Annotated in this window: 13 protein-coding genes and 2 pseudogenes; 7 read left to right on the top strand and 8 right to left on the bottom strand. The window is 50.5% G+C overall.

What is annotated here, in order from left to right:
• Positions 1 to 12: 12 nt before the first annotated feature.
• The 7 genes and pseudogenes from HV350_RS17710 to cusR all read right to left on the bottom strand — a co-directional run bounded on the left by HV350_RS17710 (position 13) and on the right by cusR (position 5,852).
• A pseudogene (locus tag HV350_RS17710) lies at positions 13 to 1,286 on the bottom strand (IS4-like element ISApu2 family transposase).
• A 101-nt stretch (positions 1,287 to 1,387) separates the two neighbouring features.
• Positions 1,388 to 1,930 (bottom strand): annotated as a pseudogene (locus tag HV350_RS17705) (MBL fold metallo-hydrolase); the annotation flags it as partial.
• Between the two features lie 80 nt (positions 1,931 to 2,010).
• Positions 2,011 to 2,262 carry a membrane lipoprotein lipid attachment site-containing protein gene (locus tag HV350_RS17700; RefSeq protein ID WP_019076216.1) on the bottom strand — a complete coding sequence of 84 codons (252 nt, stop codon included), beginning with the start codon at positions 2,260 to 2,262 and terminating at the stop codon, positions 2,011 to 2,013.
• Between the two features lie 14 nt (positions 2,263 to 2,276).
• On the bottom strand, positions 2,277 to 2,783 hold the full coding sequence (locus HV350_RS17695; RefSeq protein WP_047358081.1) for a hypothetical protein: 507 nt from the start codon (positions 2,781 to 2,783) through the stop codon (positions 2,277 to 2,279).
• Between the two features lie 369 nt (positions 2,784 to 3,152).
• A complete protein-coding gene (locus HV350_RS17690; protein ID WP_181630670.1) occupies positions 3,153 to 3,479 on the bottom strand; it encodes a copper-binding protein in 327 nt (108 codons plus the stop codon).
• Between the two features lie 248 nt (positions 3,480 to 3,727).
• On the bottom strand, positions 3,728 to 5,179 hold the full coding sequence (locus HV350_RS17685; RefSeq protein WP_181629039.1) for a Cu(+)/Ag(+) sensor histidine kinase: 1,452 nt from the start codon (positions 5,177 to 5,179) through the stop codon (positions 3,728 to 3,730).
• A complete protein-coding gene (gene cusR, locus HV350_RS17680) occupies positions 5,169 to 5,852 on the bottom strand; it encodes a copper response regulator transcription factor CusR (protein WP_016152149.1) in 684 nt (227 codons plus the stop codon). Before cusR ends, HV350_RS17685 begins: the two co-directional genes overlap by 11 nt.
• A gap of 195 nt (positions 5,853 to 6,047) precedes the next feature.
• On the opposite strand from cusR, the gene HV350_RS17675 reads away from it, so the two are divergent.
• The 4 genes from HV350_RS17675 to HV350_RS17660 all read left to right on the top strand — a co-directional run bounded on the left by HV350_RS17675 (position 6,048) and on the right by HV350_RS17660 (position 12,334).
• Positions 6,048 to 7,430 (top strand): efflux transporter outer membrane subunit, encoded by a 1,383-nt coding sequence (locus HV350_RS17675; RefSeq protein ID WP_016155924.1) that lies wholly within the window; start codon positions 6,048 to 6,050, stop codon positions 7,428 to 7,430.
• Between the two features lie 32 nt (positions 7,431 to 7,462).
• Positions 7,463 to 7,810: a cation efflux system protein CusF gene (gene cusF / locus HV350_RS17670; RefSeq protein WP_181629038.1), complete on the top strand. Its 348-nt coding sequence runs from the start codon at positions 7,463 to 7,465 to the stop codon at positions 7,808 to 7,810.
• A gap of 76 nt (positions 7,811 to 7,886) precedes the next feature.
• Positions 7,887 to 9,179 (top strand): efflux RND transporter periplasmic adaptor subunit, encoded by a 1,293-nt coding sequence (locus HV350_RS17665; RefSeq protein WP_181629036.1) that lies wholly within the window; start codon positions 7,887 to 7,889, stop codon positions 9,177 to 9,179.
• Positions 9,180 to 9,190: 11 nt separating this feature from the next.
• Entirely contained in the window at positions 9,191 to 12,334 is a 3,144-nt protein-coding gene (locus HV350_RS17660; RefSeq protein ID WP_047358048.1) for a CusA/CzcA family heavy metal efflux RND transporter, read from the top strand.
• Between the two features lie 51 nt (positions 12,335 to 12,385).
• On the opposite strand, the gene rclR is transcribed toward HV350_RS17660, so the two are convergent.
• Positions 12,386 to 13,240, bottom strand: coding sequence for a reactive chlorine-specific transcriptional regulator RclR (gene rclR / locus HV350_RS17655; protein WP_181629034.1), 855 nt, complete (start codon positions 13,238 to 13,240; stop codon positions 12,386 to 12,388).
• A gap of 235 nt (positions 13,241 to 13,475) precedes the next feature.
• Here rclR and rclA point away from each other — a divergent pair, with 235 nt between their 5' ends.
• The 3 genes from rclA to rclC all read left to right on the top strand — a co-directional run bounded on the left by rclA (position 13,476) and on the right by rclC (position 15,774).
• Positions 13,476 to 14,801: a reactive chlorine resistance oxidoreductase RclA gene (gene rclA, locus HV350_RS17650; protein ID WP_181629032.1), complete on the top strand. Its 1,326-nt coding sequence runs from the start codon at positions 13,476 to 13,478 to the stop codon at positions 14,799 to 14,801.
• Positions 14,802 to 14,965: 164 nt separating this feature from the next.
• A complete protein-coding gene (rclB, locus tag HV350_RS17645) occupies positions 14,966 to 15,202 on the top strand; it encodes a reactive chlorine resistance periplasmic protein RclB (RefSeq protein WP_049282516.1) in 237 nt (78 codons plus the stop codon).
• Between the two features lie 11 nt (positions 15,203 to 15,213).
• The gene (gene rclC, locus HV350_RS17640; RefSeq protein ID WP_075846848.1) at positions 15,214 to 15,774 is read left to right on the top strand and encodes a reactive chlorine resistance membrane protein RclC; all 561 of its coding nucleotides are present in this window, start codon (positions 15,214 to 15,216) and stop codon (positions 15,772 to 15,774) included.
• Positions 15,775 to 15,923 lie beyond the last annotated feature (149 nt).

Below are 15,923 nucleotides of genomic sequence, written 5' to 3'. Positions count from 1 at the left end.
ATGTACAGAACCTTAAGCGGCAAGCGAATTAATAATACCGTCTAACGTGTTGTTTTGCTTGGATTTTCTCTGCCTACTCTTTTTGCCGTTTTTGGATAAATACACCATTGCCCACTCCAACTTCTCTGTTATTTCCTGCCACGCACCATGGATGATGCTCGCCAATATCGGCATTAACCAAAGCGCGCTGTTTTTGGCAATCTTCAGCATCGATAACTCCGCGCTGCCAATCAGCGTCAGCGCCAGCCGACGTTTGACCAGCAAGGCCAGCAAACTAGCCCAGATCAAGCCTTCCGCTATCGCTTTTTGTCGTGTCGCGAACGCCTTCAACCGGTTATGTGATTTCAGCTCTTTGAACAACAGTTCGATCTGCCAACGGCAACGATACAATGCCATCACCTTCTCGGCTGGCCATCGCTCACGCGGAAGATTGGTCATCCATATACAGAACCGTTTTTCCTCTGCAAACCAACGTCTTATGAGTCGATATTTATACTTTCCCGAACTCACATCCAGATCCAGAACCTCGGCTCTGCAGCTTCTCCGATCGATATCCTTGAGCTTTTTCCGAGTAACTTGGGCATTTCCCTGCCGTCCTGTCGGTAAGCTGCCTGTACTTTGGGATTGAGATTTTGACTCCCTCTGACCAGATAGCTTCCTTTGGCTTTGGTCACATCAGCAAAGTACTCGCGGCTGATGTAACCGGCATCCGCCAATAACAGTTTGTTATTTAACGAATTTGCGGCCGGAAGATGCTTGCGCTCCGATTCGGTATCCGCCGTGATACTCATCGATATCGGCGACTGGTCCAGCAAGGACATGGTCATATGACACTCTACCGCAGCGGGGCTGTGCTTATTGAATCGGCCCGGGAAATGTTCTGCCAATTGCGGATGTAACGCGAATGACGACCCGTCCTGCAGCAGTACCTGCTCAAAGCCTGCCAGTCCGTGGGCGTCCGGTAGACACTCCTTGAGGCGTAAGGCGATGGCTCGTTCAACCAGTGCGCGCATGAACAAGGGAAAACCCTGCTTGCGTAACTGGTTGTGAAAGGGTTTATACGCTATTTGGTCAGTATCATGGAGCTGCAACGCATTGAAATGGCGATGCAAACCAGCAATACCATCCACCTTGTCGCAACCAAGCCCTGAGAGCAGAGCCGGGAGTAGTCTCGCAGGCTGGATATCCCGGAGTCGCTGACAAAAACCGGTAAATTTACCGATCCGGTTGAGTTCAGAAGAGCTAAGAAGTTGCTTGAGGTACTGGGTTGCATTGATAATAGTCATGGCTTCGGGCGTGTCGGTTTTTTTTTGCGATTAAATCAGATCACAAACGAAGCCTTTTTTCTATCTATTTCAATTGGTTGTAGCTAAAGATCCTGTACATGAATGATGACTAACCCGCGATCAGATTTATAGATCAATACGCCTTCGTCGCTGATGTAATCCGGTTGAGGTGTTTTCTCGCTAATAACGCCATAGGCCTGTGGAGTGGCGACACTAATTTCCCCGGACCACAAAAATCGATCGCTGATCGCCAACGGTTCACGGGTGTATTCCATGATTAGTCGAGAGTAGTCGTTATCACGCGAGAGTTTTTTTATTTTTCTTGGCGTTCCCGCCAGGGTTATTGAGGCATACCGTTCGCAGGCTATTTGGGGATGGCAAATGATACGACTGTTATCCGCCAGCCACGGCACGCCGCCACAGTGATCGTAATGGCCGTGCGAAAGAACCACGGCGGTCAATTGCGTCAGGTCTACGCCCATTTGCGCGGCGTTAAGTATGAAGCTGTCGTCCGGGCCGGTATCAAATAGTATGGTGGTGGTTTCATCCTGAACTAACAGACTTAGTCCAGGCTTTGCCCGTAAGGATTTATCTGCGCTCGCAGCGCGCCTGTTTTCAAGCAATACCGTGAGGGTTAATGCCATGCCTGACTCCAGTATTAAAACGGCATACTGTAATACATGACCGTTGAGAGCGCTGTGATCGCAGCGCTCTTTGTGCTGACTTAGCGGTGATAGTAATGGCCGTCATCATCGGAGTGATGGTGACTATGCCGCCACGCATGCTGGTTCTCCCTTTGCTCACGCTCCTGGCGTTCATGCTCTTTATCACGGTTGGCTTCACGGTTTTTGTGATTAGCGATCGCCGTGGCAACTGCTGCGGCCCCAATACCAGCAGCGGCTGCAGAAAGGTAAGGATGTTCGGCACAGCCCGACAGACTAGCCATAATAACCAACGTGGAAATCAGTTTTTTCATTGTGGCGGTATCCGTTACTCGCGCACAATTTTGCCAGCATTCCCGGCATCGCTGTCATTCCAGCTACCGCGACCATTCGTTTTAATGGTGTAAGTGGCATAGCCGACACGGAAGGTCATCGTATCCTGATAGGTATTTACGTCACGCACTTCATTACCATTGACGTACACGCTGGAACCCTCGACGTGAATATCAACGCTGCGTTGACCATTGGCAAATTTGGCTACGTAATTTCCGCTGAATTTGCCGTAAATATCGGCATTATCGTGGTTATCCCGGTCAGCGGTATTTTGCTGCTCTTCACCATGACGATGATGACGGCTCTGCTGGCTGTTGCCGTTCTCAATAAAGCCATGATCGCGGTTCCACTGATAGGATTTATTGATATCGCAGCCATTGAGTTCACTCATTTGTGTACAACCTGAATGTTCATACTTTTTCTGCATTGCCGGGGTAATTGCGCATGCTGTTGTGGCCGTTGTCAGGCCGAGGACAAAGAGGGTCAGCAGACGTTTTTTCATTTTTTTGCTCACTATCATCATTAAGTTTATTTATAGGAATACGAACTGTTCGAATGTCATGTTTACGACGACGGCAGTCTCCCATTAAATATTAATGACGCATACCAGGGGGAATCCTAATTTATATTAATGGTGAGGGTGTGGGGGCTGTAATATGCAACATTACAGGCAGGTGAATTACGTATTTTACACAAGTAAGATAAAACGCTTAATTATATTTACTTTTTAATGAAGTGTTTAAAGAAATATTAATATTGACATTAACGGCAGGAACGCAGGCTTGTAAATGTACAGGCCTGCGTGGCACATTTTGTCCGCAATATTCATACATAGTGTATTGATGGACATTTTATTCAACACAGGACAACGTTACCCTTGCGCGGGGATCTGTGCACGGTGCTGCCTGGCCTGAACCTCATGGGCATATGAATGACCGTTATTCACTGACTGATGAACGACCATCGCTTTTTCATGTTTATTCATTTGTGAAAAGGGGCGTGCCTGGGATGGCGTTGGCGTTGAATTATTCGTCTGTGCGACGTGTTCTTGCGCCATTTGTTGATGTGCAGGGGCACTGCTGTTATTCATCATTTCATGGGCTGCTGCGGCCTGCTGATGCATTTTGGGTGTGTCGGCCGCATTAACGCCAGCTGAAATAAAAAACGCGATAGCGAAAAAAGAGGATATCTTATTCATCATATTTCTCCTGTTTGGGTTTACGGAAGAAATTATAATTGGTGAGGGCTGTCAGCGGCGTGACAGGACTATGACGGTTATGTCAGAGAATCGGTGATGATATATATACCGGTCATACTTCAAGCTGCATATGCACTGGCTGCACTCGTTCACCCCAGTCATTTACTTAAGTAAGTGACCGGGGATTCCCTCTCTTGCCGCCTTCCTGCAACTCGAATTGTTTAAGGTATCAACGCCATTATCATAAATTACATCGCATGCTTGGGCAGCGTCAGAATAAAACGGGTGGCAAGCTGATCGGATGTCACCGAGACTTTCCCCTGATGGGCGATAACAATCGATTTCACAATCGCCAGGCCAATACCGCTGCCTTCGCCTTTACGCTGTCGCGAAGGGTCAACTCGATAAAAACGATCAAATAGCCGCGATAGATGCTGTGGGGGAATGGGGGGGCCGGGATTTTCCACGACTATCTGGACCAGGCCATCCGCCTCTTTCACCCGCACGGTTACCGACTCGCCTTTTGGCGTGTAGCGCATGGCATTTGAAAGCAGATTACTCATTGCCCGGCGTAGCATTAACGGATCGCCTGAAACCCAGCATGCGCGTCCTTCAAAACGTAAGCCAACCTCGCGCTCTTCTGCCCAGGCTTCGAAAAAGTCGAACACTTTACCAACCTCATCGGCCAGATTAAGCGCTGTCTTTTCCGGGATAAGCTGATTGTTGTCTGCCTGCGCCAGAAACAGCATGTCGCTTACCATTTTCGACATACGACTAAACTCTTCAAGATTGGAATACAGCACGTCTTCCAGCTCTTTTTGGCTACGGGTTTGGCTGAGCGCAATTTCCGTTTGCGTGACCAGGTTGGTTATTGGCGTGCGGATCTCATGGGCAATATCCGCCGAGAAGTTCGACTGACGTTTAAATACATCCTCAATGCGTTCGATCATGTGATTAAACGAACTTACCAGCTGTTCCAGTTCAATAGGGACCGCTTGCGGATCGAGGCGCACATCAAGATCTTTTGAGGTGATATTTTGGATGCGCCGACTGACATTACGGATCGGTTCATGGCCTTTATACACAGCGAACAGCACGATAAATACAATCATCATGCTAATCAGCGATGCCGTCATAATCAGTTTTTTTTTCAGGTCGTTAATATAGTGCAGATGAAAATCGATCGATAACGCCAGATACAGCGTATACGCCGCTTTTCCATCAGTCAGCTTTCCTACCGGTAGGCGAATCATTCGCCAGTTAGACGACGTTTTTTGTCCGTGAATATGTTTGGCCGTTTGCAGTGTTGGGCCGGATATAATAAAAACATCGCTGGCATGGGCATTTTTATCCGGTCTTGCGCTAGCGATAAATTGCCGGAGATCCGGCGCATTTGGCGAATGAAAAATGGCTTTCTGCTTACTGTCTTCCAGAGAAATAATGACGTTCGAGTAGCCCTCTACCACGTTTTTCAGCGTTTCCAGGCGGCGTGATTCTGGCTCGTTGGGTTGGTTAATAATCCGCTCCAGCGTGGCGCTGATCTCTTGTAAATCATTGATGTCCTGCTCGGCGAAATGGACCTTCACGGAGTGGATCATTATCCATGCAAAGGCGAAAAATGAAGCGATCGTCGCCAGACTGATAAAAAAGGTCAGTCGTGTCGCCAGCGAAAAAGGGCGCCGCCATCGTTTACTGGGCATCAGGAACCTCAAGCATATATCCCACGCCGCGTACGGTCTGAATCAGTTTCGGCTCAAAATCGTTATCAATTTTGGCGCGCAGACGCTTAACGGCGACGTCGATGGCATTGGTATCGCTGTCAAAATTCATATCCCAGACCTGGGAAGCGATCAGCGAGCGGGGTAAAACTTCCCCTTGATGACGCAGGAAAAACTCAAGCAGGGTAAACTCTTTGCTGGTCAGGGTAATACGCGTCCCGCTGCGGGTGACTTTTCTGCTGACCAGATCGACCATTAAATCCGCGACCTGAAACTGGCTTTCGACAATCACCGCCGCACCCCGGCGCAGCAGCGTTCTGACCCGCGCCAGCAGTTCGGCGAAAGCGAACGGTTTGACCAGATAATCATCAGCGCCTAATTCCAGACCCTTAACCCGATGTTCAATGGTACCCAGCGCGGTGAGGAGAAGAATGGGCATCCCTTTGTTAGCGGAACGCAGCATCCGTACGATATCCCAGCCGTTTACATCCGGCAGCATGATGTCGAGTATGAGCAGGTCGTAATCGCCGGTCATCGCCAGGTGGTACCCGTTCAGGCCGTTATCCGCTAAATCCACGACAAAACCCGCTTCCGTCAGGCCTTTCGTCAGGTATTCACCGGTTTTTTTCTCATCTTCGACTATCAACACCTTCATCGCATTCTCCTTCTCACACGGGTTGTGCGGACTTTCAATTCTAGGGAAGCGGGATCGGATAGCAATCGGTTATTGGGAAAATGACAGTTTTGTCATTTTCCTGTCACCGCTTAAACAGAGTCACTTCGTTAAAGTACAACACTATAAATTCCTACATTTTTTAGGGCCATCAGTCCGGTCAGGACGAGAAGAACTATGAGCAAATTTAAGCTTCTTACCCTCAGCGCTGTATTCGTTCTCGCCGGTTGTTCATTGGCGCCGGACTATCAGCGTCCGACATTGCCTGTGCCGCAGCAATTCTCCTTAAGCCAGAATGCCCTGGTTTCTGCACCGGTGGGATATCAGGACACGGGCTGGCGGAGCTTCTTCGTTGACTCCCAGGTAAAGGCGCTGATTGGCGAGGCGCTGGTCAATAACCGCGATTTACGTATGGCAGTGCTAAAAGTTCAGGAAGCGAGAGCGCAATATGGCGTCACGGATGCTGACCGCTATCCGCAAATCACGGCAGGTTCCAGCGGTACTTACAGCGGCAAATTAAAAGGCGATAGCAGCACCGATCGTGAATTCGAAGCTGGACTCAATCTCAGTTTCGATCTGGACTTCTTTGGTCGGCTGAAAAATATGAGTGAAGCTGAGCGACAGAACTTCTTTGCCAGCGAAGAGGCGCGTCGGGCGGTACACATCTCATTAATCTCCAACGTATCGCAAAGTTATTTCAATCAGCGTCTGGCTTATGCACAACTGCAAATTGCCGAAGAAACGCTGCAAAACTATCAGCGTTCTTACGCTTTTGTTGAGAAGCAGTTGCTGACCGGAAGCACCAACGTACTGGCGCTGGAACAGGCGCGGGGCGTGATTGAAAGCACGCGCAGCGAAATCGCGAAGCGTAAAGGTGAACTGGCGCAGGCCAACAACGCGCTGCAACTGTTGCTGGGTACGTACGGGAAATTACCCAACGACCAGATGCGCAGCAGCGGGGATATTAAACCAGTAACGCTGCCGCCATCGCTCTCGTCGCAAATCCTGTTGCAGCGCCCGGATATTTTGGAAGCTGAACACGGATTAATGGCGGCGAATGCCAATATCGGCGCCGCACGAGCAGCGTTTTTCCCGTCGATTACCTTGACCAGTTCAGTTTCCAGCAGCAGCAGCGATCTCTCCAGCTTATTTAATGCGACCAGCGGCATGTGGAATTTTGTCCCCAAAATAGATATTCCCATTTTTAACGCCGGACGTAATCAGTCCAATCTCGACCTCGCTGAAATTCGCCAACAGCAGTCGGTGGTGAATTACGAACAAAAAATTCAGAACGCGTTTAAAGAGGTGGCGGATGCGCTGGTGTTGCGCCAAAGCATTGCCGATCAAATTAGTGGTCAGCAGCGCTACCTGACGTCATTGCAAATCACCTTACAACGCGCCAGAGCGCTTTATCAAAATGGTGCGGTTAGCTACATCGAAGTACTGGACGCCGAACGTTCTTTATTCGCTACGCAGCAATCGCTGCTCGATCTTAATTACGCCCAACAGGTTAATGAAATTAAGCTGTTTGCTGCCTTAGGCGGCGGTTGGGTGGAGTAATCCTTAATATTAACTTTTCAGGAGCATCAAGTATGAATACTACCGCCAAAGCCGTGTTGTTTAGCTTTTTCTCTGTGGTCATGTTTAACGCTCAGGCCAATGAGCATCAGCATGGCGAGATGATGAACATGCCGCCAGCGGCCCAACAGGAAGACGTCATTAGCGCCACCGGGGTGATTGAAGCTATTGATAAAGAAAGTAAAAAAATCACGATCAAGCATGATCCCATTCCCGCGGTGAACTGGCCTGCCATGACGATGCGTTTTACGCGGGTTGCCGACACCAAGGCTGACGATATTAAACCCGGCGATAAGGTTGCGTTTACGTTTGTTCAGCAGGGAAATATCTCTGTGTTACGCGATATTCACATCAGTAAATAACGTTCTCGCTGGTCTCTTTTATTCTTGCCCGGATTCTTCGAAATGCGGGTGAGACTATCGCGCAATGGAAATCACTATGGCGTCTTTAAATATTAAAAATACCGCGCTTATTCTCGCTGGCATGCTTGCCGGTGGGGTTATTTCTGTCGGTATTTATACTTATTATTCATCAGCAAACGTAACGGCTGAAACCGGGCAGGCTTCGCAAAAAGAAGCCAGAAAAGTGTTGTTCTGGTATGACCCCATGTACCCGAACACGCGCTTTGATAAGCCGGGTAAATCACCGTTTATGGATATGGATCTGATCCCCAAATATGCCGATGAAGAGACCGCGAGCGCGTCAGCGCCTGGCGTGCGTATCGATCCTACTCAGACCCAAAATTTGGGTCTGAAAACAGAACCTGTGCGCCGTGGCCCGCTGCACTATGCGCAAACTTTCCCGGCTAACGTTAGCTATAACGAATACCAGTTTGTTATTGTCCAGGCTCGCTCCGCAGGCTTTATCGAGAAGGTTTACCCGCTAACCGTGGGCGACAAAATTAAGCAAGGTGCGCCGCTTATCGATCTGACGATTCCCGACTGGGTTGAGGCGCAGAGCGAATATTTGTTACTGCGGGAGACCGGCGGCAGCGCGACACAGGTGGAAGGGATTCTGGAGAGATTACGTCTGGCCGGTATGCCGGAAGCGGATATTCAGCGCTTAAAATCGACGCGTAAAATTCAGACCCGCTTTACCCTGAAAGCCCCTATTGATGGGGTGATTACCGCATTCGATTTGCGTACCGGCATGAACATTTCCAAAGACAATGTGGTCGCGAAAATTCAGGGGATGGACCCGGTATGGGTCAGCGCGTCGGTCCCGGAATCTATCGCCTGGCTGATCAAAGACGCCTCGCAATTTACCATCACCGTGCCCGCCTGGCCGGATAAGCCTTTCACCATTAGCAAGTGGAATATCTTGCCAAGTGTCGATGCCACCACGCGTACGCTGCAGATCCGTTTGCAGGTCAATAACCCTGATGAGGCGCTCAAGCCGGGGATGAATGCTTACCTGCAACTGAAAACGCAAAGTGAACCGATGCTGCTGATCCCCTCAAAGGCGTTGATTGATACAGGCACCGAGCAACGGGTGATCACCGTCGATAACGAAGGTCGATTTGTACCGAAGCAGGTTGCGGTATTCCATGAATCTCAAGGGCTGACGGCTATCCGCTCAGGCCTGACTGAAGGTGAAAAAGTGGTGTCCAGTGGTCTGTTCCTGATTGATTCCGAGGCGAATATCTCTGGCGCACTGGACCGTATGCGCGCGCAGAACAGTGGTGCGCAAGACGCATCCGCAAAGCCAGCCCAGGCGACCCATTCACACTGAGGACATGATAAATGATTGAATGGATTATCCGCCGTTCGGTGGCAAACCGTTTTCTGGTGATGATGGGGGCGCTGTTTCTCAGTATCTGGGGAACCTGGACCATCATCAATACCCCGGTTGATGCGTTGCCCGATCTCTCTGATGTTCAGGTGATCGTCAAAACCAGCTATCCAGGGCAGGCACCGCAAATCGTCGAAAATCAGGTGACTTACCCGCTGACCACCACCATGCTGTCGGTACCGGGCGCGAAGACCGTGCGTGGTTTCTCGCAGTTTGGTGATTCCTATGTGTACGTCATTTTCGAAGATGGCACCGATCCTTACTGGGCGCGCTCGCGCGTACTGGAGTATCTCAACCAGGTTCAGGGGAAATTACCGGCAGGGGTCAGCGCGGAGATGGGACCGGACGCCACGGGCGTCGGCTGGATCTTTGAATATGCGCTGGTCGATCGCAGCGGTAAACACGATCTGGCAGAGTTACGTACTCTTCAGGACTGGTTTTTAAAGTATGAGTTAAAAACGATTCCGAACGTGGCAGAGGTGGCCTCGGTAGGCGGCGTGGTTAAACAGTACCAGGTTGTTATCGACCCGATGAAGCTGACGCAATATGGCATCAGCCTGGCGGAGGTGAAATCTGCACTGGATACGTCGAATCAGGAGGCGGGCGGCTCGTCTGTAGAGATGGCTGAAGCGGAATATATGGTCCGTGCCAGTGGGTATCTACAAACGCTTGATGACTTTAATAATATCGTCCTGAAAACAGGGGCCGACGGTGTACCTGTTTACCTGCGCGATGTCGCGCGTGTGCAAATTGGGCCGGAAATGCGCCGTGGGATCGCCGAACTGAATGGTGAAGGCGAAGTGGCGGGCGGGGTGGTAATTCTGCGTTCCGGTAAAAATGCGCGTGAAGTGATCTCCGCCGTTAAAGCCAAACTCGACACGCTGAAAAGCAGCCTGCCGGAAGGCGTTGAGATAGTTACAACATACGATCGCAGTCAGCTCATCGATCGCGCTATTGATAACCTGAGCTATAAGCTGCTGGAAGAGTTTATCGTTGTTGCGCTGGTATGCGCGCTGTTCCTGTGGCATCTGCGTTCGGCGCTGGTGGCGATTATTTCCCTGCCGCTGGGACTGTGTATCGCGTTTATCGTGATGCATTTCCAGGGGCTGAACGCCAATATCATGTCGCTTGGGGGCATTGCCATTGCCGTCGGGGCGATGGTCGATGCCGCGATCGTGATGATTGAAAACGCCCATAAGCGGCTCGAAGAGTGGGGACATCAGCATCCGGATGAAAAACTGGATAACGCAACGCGCTGGAAGGTCATTACCGATGCCTCGGTAGAGGTCGGCCCGGCATTGTTCATCAGCTTGCTGATTATCACCCTGTCGTTTATTCCTATTTTCACGCTCGAGGGGCAAGAGGGGCGACTGTTCGGCCCGCTGGCGTTCACCAAAACGTATGCCATGGCAGGCGCGGCGTTTCTGGCTATTGTCGTCATTCCGATCCTGATGGGGTTCTGGATCCGTGGCAAAATACCGGCGGAAAGCAGTAACCCGCTTAACCGTTTCCTGATCCGTATTTATCATCCGCTGTTGTTGAAGGTGCTGCATTGGCCTAAAACCACCCTGCTGGTGGCGGTTCTTTCCATACTGACGGTTATCTACCCGCTGAATAAAGTCGGTGGTGAATTCCTGCCGCAGATTAACGAAGGCGATCTACTGTATATGCCGTCAACCCTGCCGGGGATTTCGGCGGCGCAGGCGGCGGATATGCTGCAAAAAACCGACAAGCTGATCATGACCGTTCCGGAAGTGGCGCGTGTGTTTGGTAAAACCGGTAAGGCGGAAACCGCAACGGATTCCGCGCCGCTGGAAATGGTCGAAACAACGATCCAACTGAAGCCGCAGGATCAGTGGCGTCCGGGGATGACGATGGACAAAATCATCGCCGAACTCGACAAAACCGTGCGCTTGCCAGGGCTGGCGAATCTGTGGGTTCCGCCTATTCGTAACCGTATCGACATGCTTTCTACCGGTATCAAAAGCCCGATTGGGATAAAGGTGTCAGGTAATGTTCTGGCTGATATCGACGCCACGGCGGAACAAATCGAAGAGGTAGCCAGAACCGTGCCGGGCGTCGCTTCGGCGCTGGCTGAGCGGCTGGTGGGCGGGCGCTATATTAATGTGGACATTAATCGGGAGAAAGCAGCCCGCTACGGTATGACCGTTGGCGCGGTACAGTTGTTTGTCACCTCCGCGGTCGGAGGCGCGATGGTGGGCGAAACGGTGGAAGGGATTGCACGTTATCCGATTAACCTTCGCTATGCGCAGAGCTATCGTGATAGCCCGGAAGCGCTGCGTAATCTGCCCATTCTGACGCCCATGAAGCAGCAAATCACGCTGGCTGATGTTGCAGATGTGACAGTGGTTTCTGGTCCGTCGATGTTGAAAACCGAAGATGCGCGACCCACCAGTTGGATTTATATCGACGCCCGCGACCGTGACATGGTTTCGGTGGTGAACGATCTGAAAAAAGCGATCGCTGAAAACGTACAGTTAAAGCCGGGGACCAGCGTGGCGTTTTCCGGGCAGTTCGAGCTGCTTGAACGCGCCAGCCATAAGCTCAAACTGATGGTGCCGATGACGCTGATGATTATCTTCGTCCTGCTTTATCTGGCTTTCCGTCGTTTTGGTGAAGCGCTGCTGATTATCACCAGCGTGCCCTTTGCGCTGGTAGGGGGGATCTGGTTCCTCTACTGGATGGGGTTCCATATGTCGGTTGCGACCGGAACCGGGTTTATCGCCCTGGCCGGCGTTGCCGCGGAGTTTGGCGTAGTGATGCTGATGTACTTGCGCCATGCTATTGAAGCCGAGCCTGCACTGGAAAATCCGCAAACCTTTACGGCGGATAAGCTGGATGAAGCGTTGTATCACGGCGCGGTGCTGCGCGTGCGTCCGAAAGCGATGACCGTGGCGGTGATTATCGCGGGCCTGTTGCCAATCTTGTGGGGGACAGGGGCGGGCTCAGAAGTGATGAGCCGCATTGCCGCGCCGATGATTGGCGGCATGATTACCGCGCCATTGCTGTCGCTGTTTATTATTCCGGCAGCTTATAAGCTGATGTGGCTGCACAGGCATCGCAGCCAAAAGTAATGCCTTGAAGCGCTCGCCTGCGTCGGTTTTGTTGCCGAAGCAGGCGGTGCGTTATGCCGCCAACGCTTTCACGCGTTTGCGGTACTCGCCCGGCGTGCAGCCAAATCCCCGTAAAAAGACTTTGTGAAACGATGATTCGCTGGCGTAACCCACCGACTCGGCAATAACGATCAACGGCTGCGATCCGCGTGACAGCATCTGGGCGGCGAATTGCAGGCGTAGCTCGGTTAACACCGCCAGCGGCGTGGAGTTTGATACTTCACGGAATAGCTGCGCAAAGCTGGCCCGCGACATATGGGCACGCTTTGCCAGTTCTTCGACAGTCCAGGGAAAAGCCGGTGACTCCAGCATCGTGAAGACAACGGCCCCAAGCCTTGGGTGCAGCAGTAAATTCAGCACATTTTTAGCGGGTGTCGGCTGGGCTAGCCACTCGCGAACGGCTAACGCGAACAGCGTAGCGCATTGCTGGCTGCAAACGATGTTGGAGCCAGGCAGATCGTTGATGTATTCCTGCTGCATCAGCGCAATCATGGCCTTCAGCCAGTGGCTAATGGGACTGTTATCTTCTGGTGCCAGTATTAATATTTCCGGAAGGGCGGTTAAAAAATAGCGTGAAGATGCCTGCAATCGCAGGCTTCCGCAGACAATATGCGTTTGTTCTTCCCCTGTCTGGCACAGCCGATGCGCGGAGTTTTGAGGCAGAATGACTATTGTTCCTGGGCGTAACGTAGAAGACGTTCCGTCTGGCATATCCAGTTGAGCAAATCCCTGGGTTACCGTATGCCAGCGGATAACGGACAGCTCACCCGCCGCGTGCGGCAGTTGCCAGTCCCTGCTCAGCAGGCAGTTTTGATCAATCGAGCCCTGCGGGTCGTTAAGCATAAGTAATCGGCTAAGTGCATCCATAAAGACTCCTGAGCAGTTCTTGTTGATGCTTGTCGAGATGAAGTAACGCTGTTACTCATTATTTATTAAATAAATTTATGGTCTTAGTTTGTTTCCTCGATGGATTGAGTGGAAGAGAAATAGTAGTGATTTAGACGATTTGACAGTAATTTGCGCGATATGGATACATTGTTCATGCATCGTTAAACCTATACTTCAGTTCAACAAACGAACAGTGACATGGCGGAGAGACAGCATGAATCAGTATCAGGCGATTATTATCGGATTTGGCAAAGCGGGTAAAACGCTGGCGGCTACCCTGGCGAAAACGGGCTGGCGAGTGGCGATTATTGAACAGTCAAACACCATGTATGGCGGGACATGTATCAATATCGGCTGCATTCCCACCAAAACCCTGGTACACGATGCTGAACTTCATCATGACTTTGCTGCGGCGATGCAGCGCAAGGCCTCCGTTGTCAGCTTTCTGCGTGATAAAAACTTCCATAATCTTGCCGATCTGGAAAATGTAGATGTGATTGAGGGTCGTGCTGAATTCATTGATAACCATACGGTGCGGGTCGTGCTGCCAACAGGCGCGATTGAACTAAGCGGCGAAAAGATCTTTATTAATACCGGCGCACAGGCAACGATGCCAAACGTGGCAGGGTTAATGACTACACCGGGCGTGTTTGACAGTACCGGGTTGTTAAATTTGACGCAACGTCCGGAACGTTTGGGGATTTTGGGCGGCGGTTATATTGGTGTTGAATTCGCATCAATGTTTGCCAACTTTGGCAGTAAGGTCACCATTTATGAAGCCGCCCCACTGTTTTTAGCCCGCGAAGATCGGGATATTGCCGACGCTTTCGCCAACATTTTACGCGACAAAGGGGTTGAGATTATCCTTAATGCCAGGGTGCAGGCGGTTTCGTCCCATGACGGCGCGGTGCAGGTGCAAATGCCGGAAGGCGTCCAGACTGTGGATGCGCTACTGGTGGCATCGGGTCGCAAACCGGCAACTGAAAATCTGCAGTTGCAGAATGCGGGTGTGGATGTCAACGAGCGCGGTGCCATTGTGGTGAATAAATATCTGCGTACTTCGGCAGACAATATCTGGGCCATGGGCGATGTGACGGGGGGGTTACAATTTACCTATATCTCGCTGGATGACTTCCGTATTGTGCGCGACAACCTGTTAGGCGAGGGATTACGTAACACCGGTGATCGCCAAAACGTACCGTATTCTGTCTTTATGACGCCGCCGCTTTCCCGTGTGGGGATGACAGAAGAACAAGCTCGCGCCAGCGGCGCGGCGGTCCAGGTTGTCACCCTGCCTGTCGCGGCTATCCCGCGTGCACGGGTGATGAATGACACGCGTGGCGTACTTAAAGCGGTGGTAAATCGCGAAACGAAACAGATATTAGGCGTATCGCTGCTGTGCGTGGATTCTCATGAGATGATTAATATCATTAAAACCGTTATGGATGCTGGTTTACCTTACACGACATTGCGCGATCAAATATTTACTCATCCGAGCATGAGCGAATCACTGAACGATCTCTTCTCTCTAATAAAATAATAATATAGTTTGCATGATTGCCCCACCTGTGTGGGGCTTTTTTTTATCATATATAAAGAAATACTCATGAACAGTTATTCTGGCGTTATGGAGGAAATAAGATAAGCAATAATGTTTTATTCTATTACGAGTGAAATCACTTGTTAATGGAAATAGAAATGAACATGCTTAAAACTTCATTATTGTTGACTGCTTTACTGACCGCGCCGGTGACATTTTCTGCACTGGCACAGCAGCCAGTCGAAGTAGCCCGCGTCAGCGTGTCGGCAATTGCCGCCGCACCTTCTGTTGTTGAACATGCAATCGCCAGACTGGCGCAGGAAAATAAGGCAACTTCCTGGAAAATCACCTCAATGCGCATTGATAGCAGCACTCACGCAACCGCAATTTTGTACAAGTGAGGAGAGTCTGAATGGAAAAGTATCTGCGTTTACTCAGCAAGGGCGATAGAATTGGATTAACATTGATTCGCCTGAGTATTGCCATTATTTTTATCTGGATTGGCTTATTGAAATTTGTACCTTACGAAGCCGATAGTATTACGCCATTTGTTGCCAATAGTCCGGTAATGTCATTTTTTTATGAACATCCAGAAGAATATAAGCAGCATTTAACCCACGAAGGTGAGTTTAAACCGCAGGAGCGGGAATGGCAGAAGGCGAATAACACCTATACGTTCTCCAATGGTCTGGGCGTAGTCGAAGTGCTGATCGCATTGCTGGTGCTGGCTAATCCTGTTAGCCGTTGGTTGGGATTAATTGGTGGCGTACTGGCATTTGCTACTCCGATTGTGACGTTATCATTTTTAATTACCACACCGGAAGCATGGGTGATGCCACTGGGCGATTTGCACCACGGTTTTCCGTACTTGTCCGGAGCCGGGCGTCTGGTGTTGAAAGACACATTAATGCTGGCGGGAGCGGTGATGATCATCGCAGATTCATCGCGATCAATTATTAAGCAAAAGTATTGAATTTTTAACGTTGTACCCTCTGTAAGACAGTAAGCCTCTATAGTTCGATTCGGTAATTACCGGGCCAGCAGGATGCTGGCCTTTTTTCTGCCCTAAGGTAAATTTATTTTACAGGTGAAATATAATTATTCACTTTTTCACAATAACTA

Source organism: Citrobacter sp. RHBSTW-01013, from assembly GCF_013781985.1.
Classification (GTDB): domain Bacteria; phylum Pseudomonadota; class Gammaproteobacteria; order Enterobacterales; family Enterobacteriaceae; genus Citrobacter; species Citrobacter braakii.
Note: the sequence above shows the minus strand (reverse complement) of the source record. Positions and strands in the feature narration are given on the sequence as shown.

Bases quoted from the DNA above. Each gene is read 5' to 3' on its own strand.
- HV350_RS17700 (WP_019076216.1), bottom strand. From the start codon at position 2,262: ATGAAAAAACTGATTTCCACGTTGGTTATTATGGCTAGTCTGTCGGGC.
- HV350_RS17695 (WP_047358081.1), bottom strand. From the start codon at position 2,783: ATGAAAAAACGTCTGCTGACCCTCTTTGTCCTCGGCCTGACAACGGCC.
- HV350_RS17690 (WP_181630670.1), bottom strand. From the start codon at position 3,479: ATGAATAAGATATCCTCTTTTTTCGCTATCGCGTTTTTTATTTCAGCT.
- HV350_RS17685 (WP_181629039.1), bottom strand. From the start codon at position 5,179: ATGCCCAGTAAACGATGGCGGCGCCCTTTTTCGCTGGCGACACGACTG.
- cusR (WP_016152149.1), bottom strand. From the start codon at position 5,852: ATGAAGGTGTTGATAGTCGAAGATGAGAAAAAAACCGGTGAATACCTG.
- HV350_RS17675 (WP_016155924.1), top strand. From the start codon at position 6,048: ATGAGCAAATTTAAGCTTCTTACCCTCAGCGCTGTATTCGTTCTCGCC.
- cusF (WP_181629038.1), top strand. From the start codon at position 7,463: ATGAATACTACCGCCAAAGCCGTGTTGTTTAGCTTTTTCTCTGTGGTC.
- HV350_RS17665 (WP_181629036.1), top strand. From the start codon at position 7,887: ATGGCGTCTTTAAATATTAAAAATACCGCGCTTATTCTCGCTGGCATG.
- HV350_RS17660 (WP_047358048.1), top strand. From the start codon at position 9,191: ATGATTGAATGGATTATCCGCCGTTCGGTGGCAAACCGTTTTCTGGTG.
- rclR (WP_181629034.1), bottom strand. From the start codon at position 13,240: ATGGATGCACTTAGCCGATTACTTATGCTTAACGACCCGCAGGGCTCG.
- rclA (WP_181629032.1), top strand. From the start codon at position 13,476: ATGAATCAGTATCAGGCGATTATTATCGGATTTGGCAAAGCGGGTAAA.
- rclB (WP_049282516.1), top strand. From the start codon at position 14,966: ATGCTTAAAACTTCATTATTGTTGACTGCTTTACTGACCGCGCCGGTG.
- rclC (WP_075846848.1), top strand. From the start codon at position 15,214: ATGGAAAAGTATCTGCGTTTACTCAGCAAGGGCGATAGAATTGGATTA.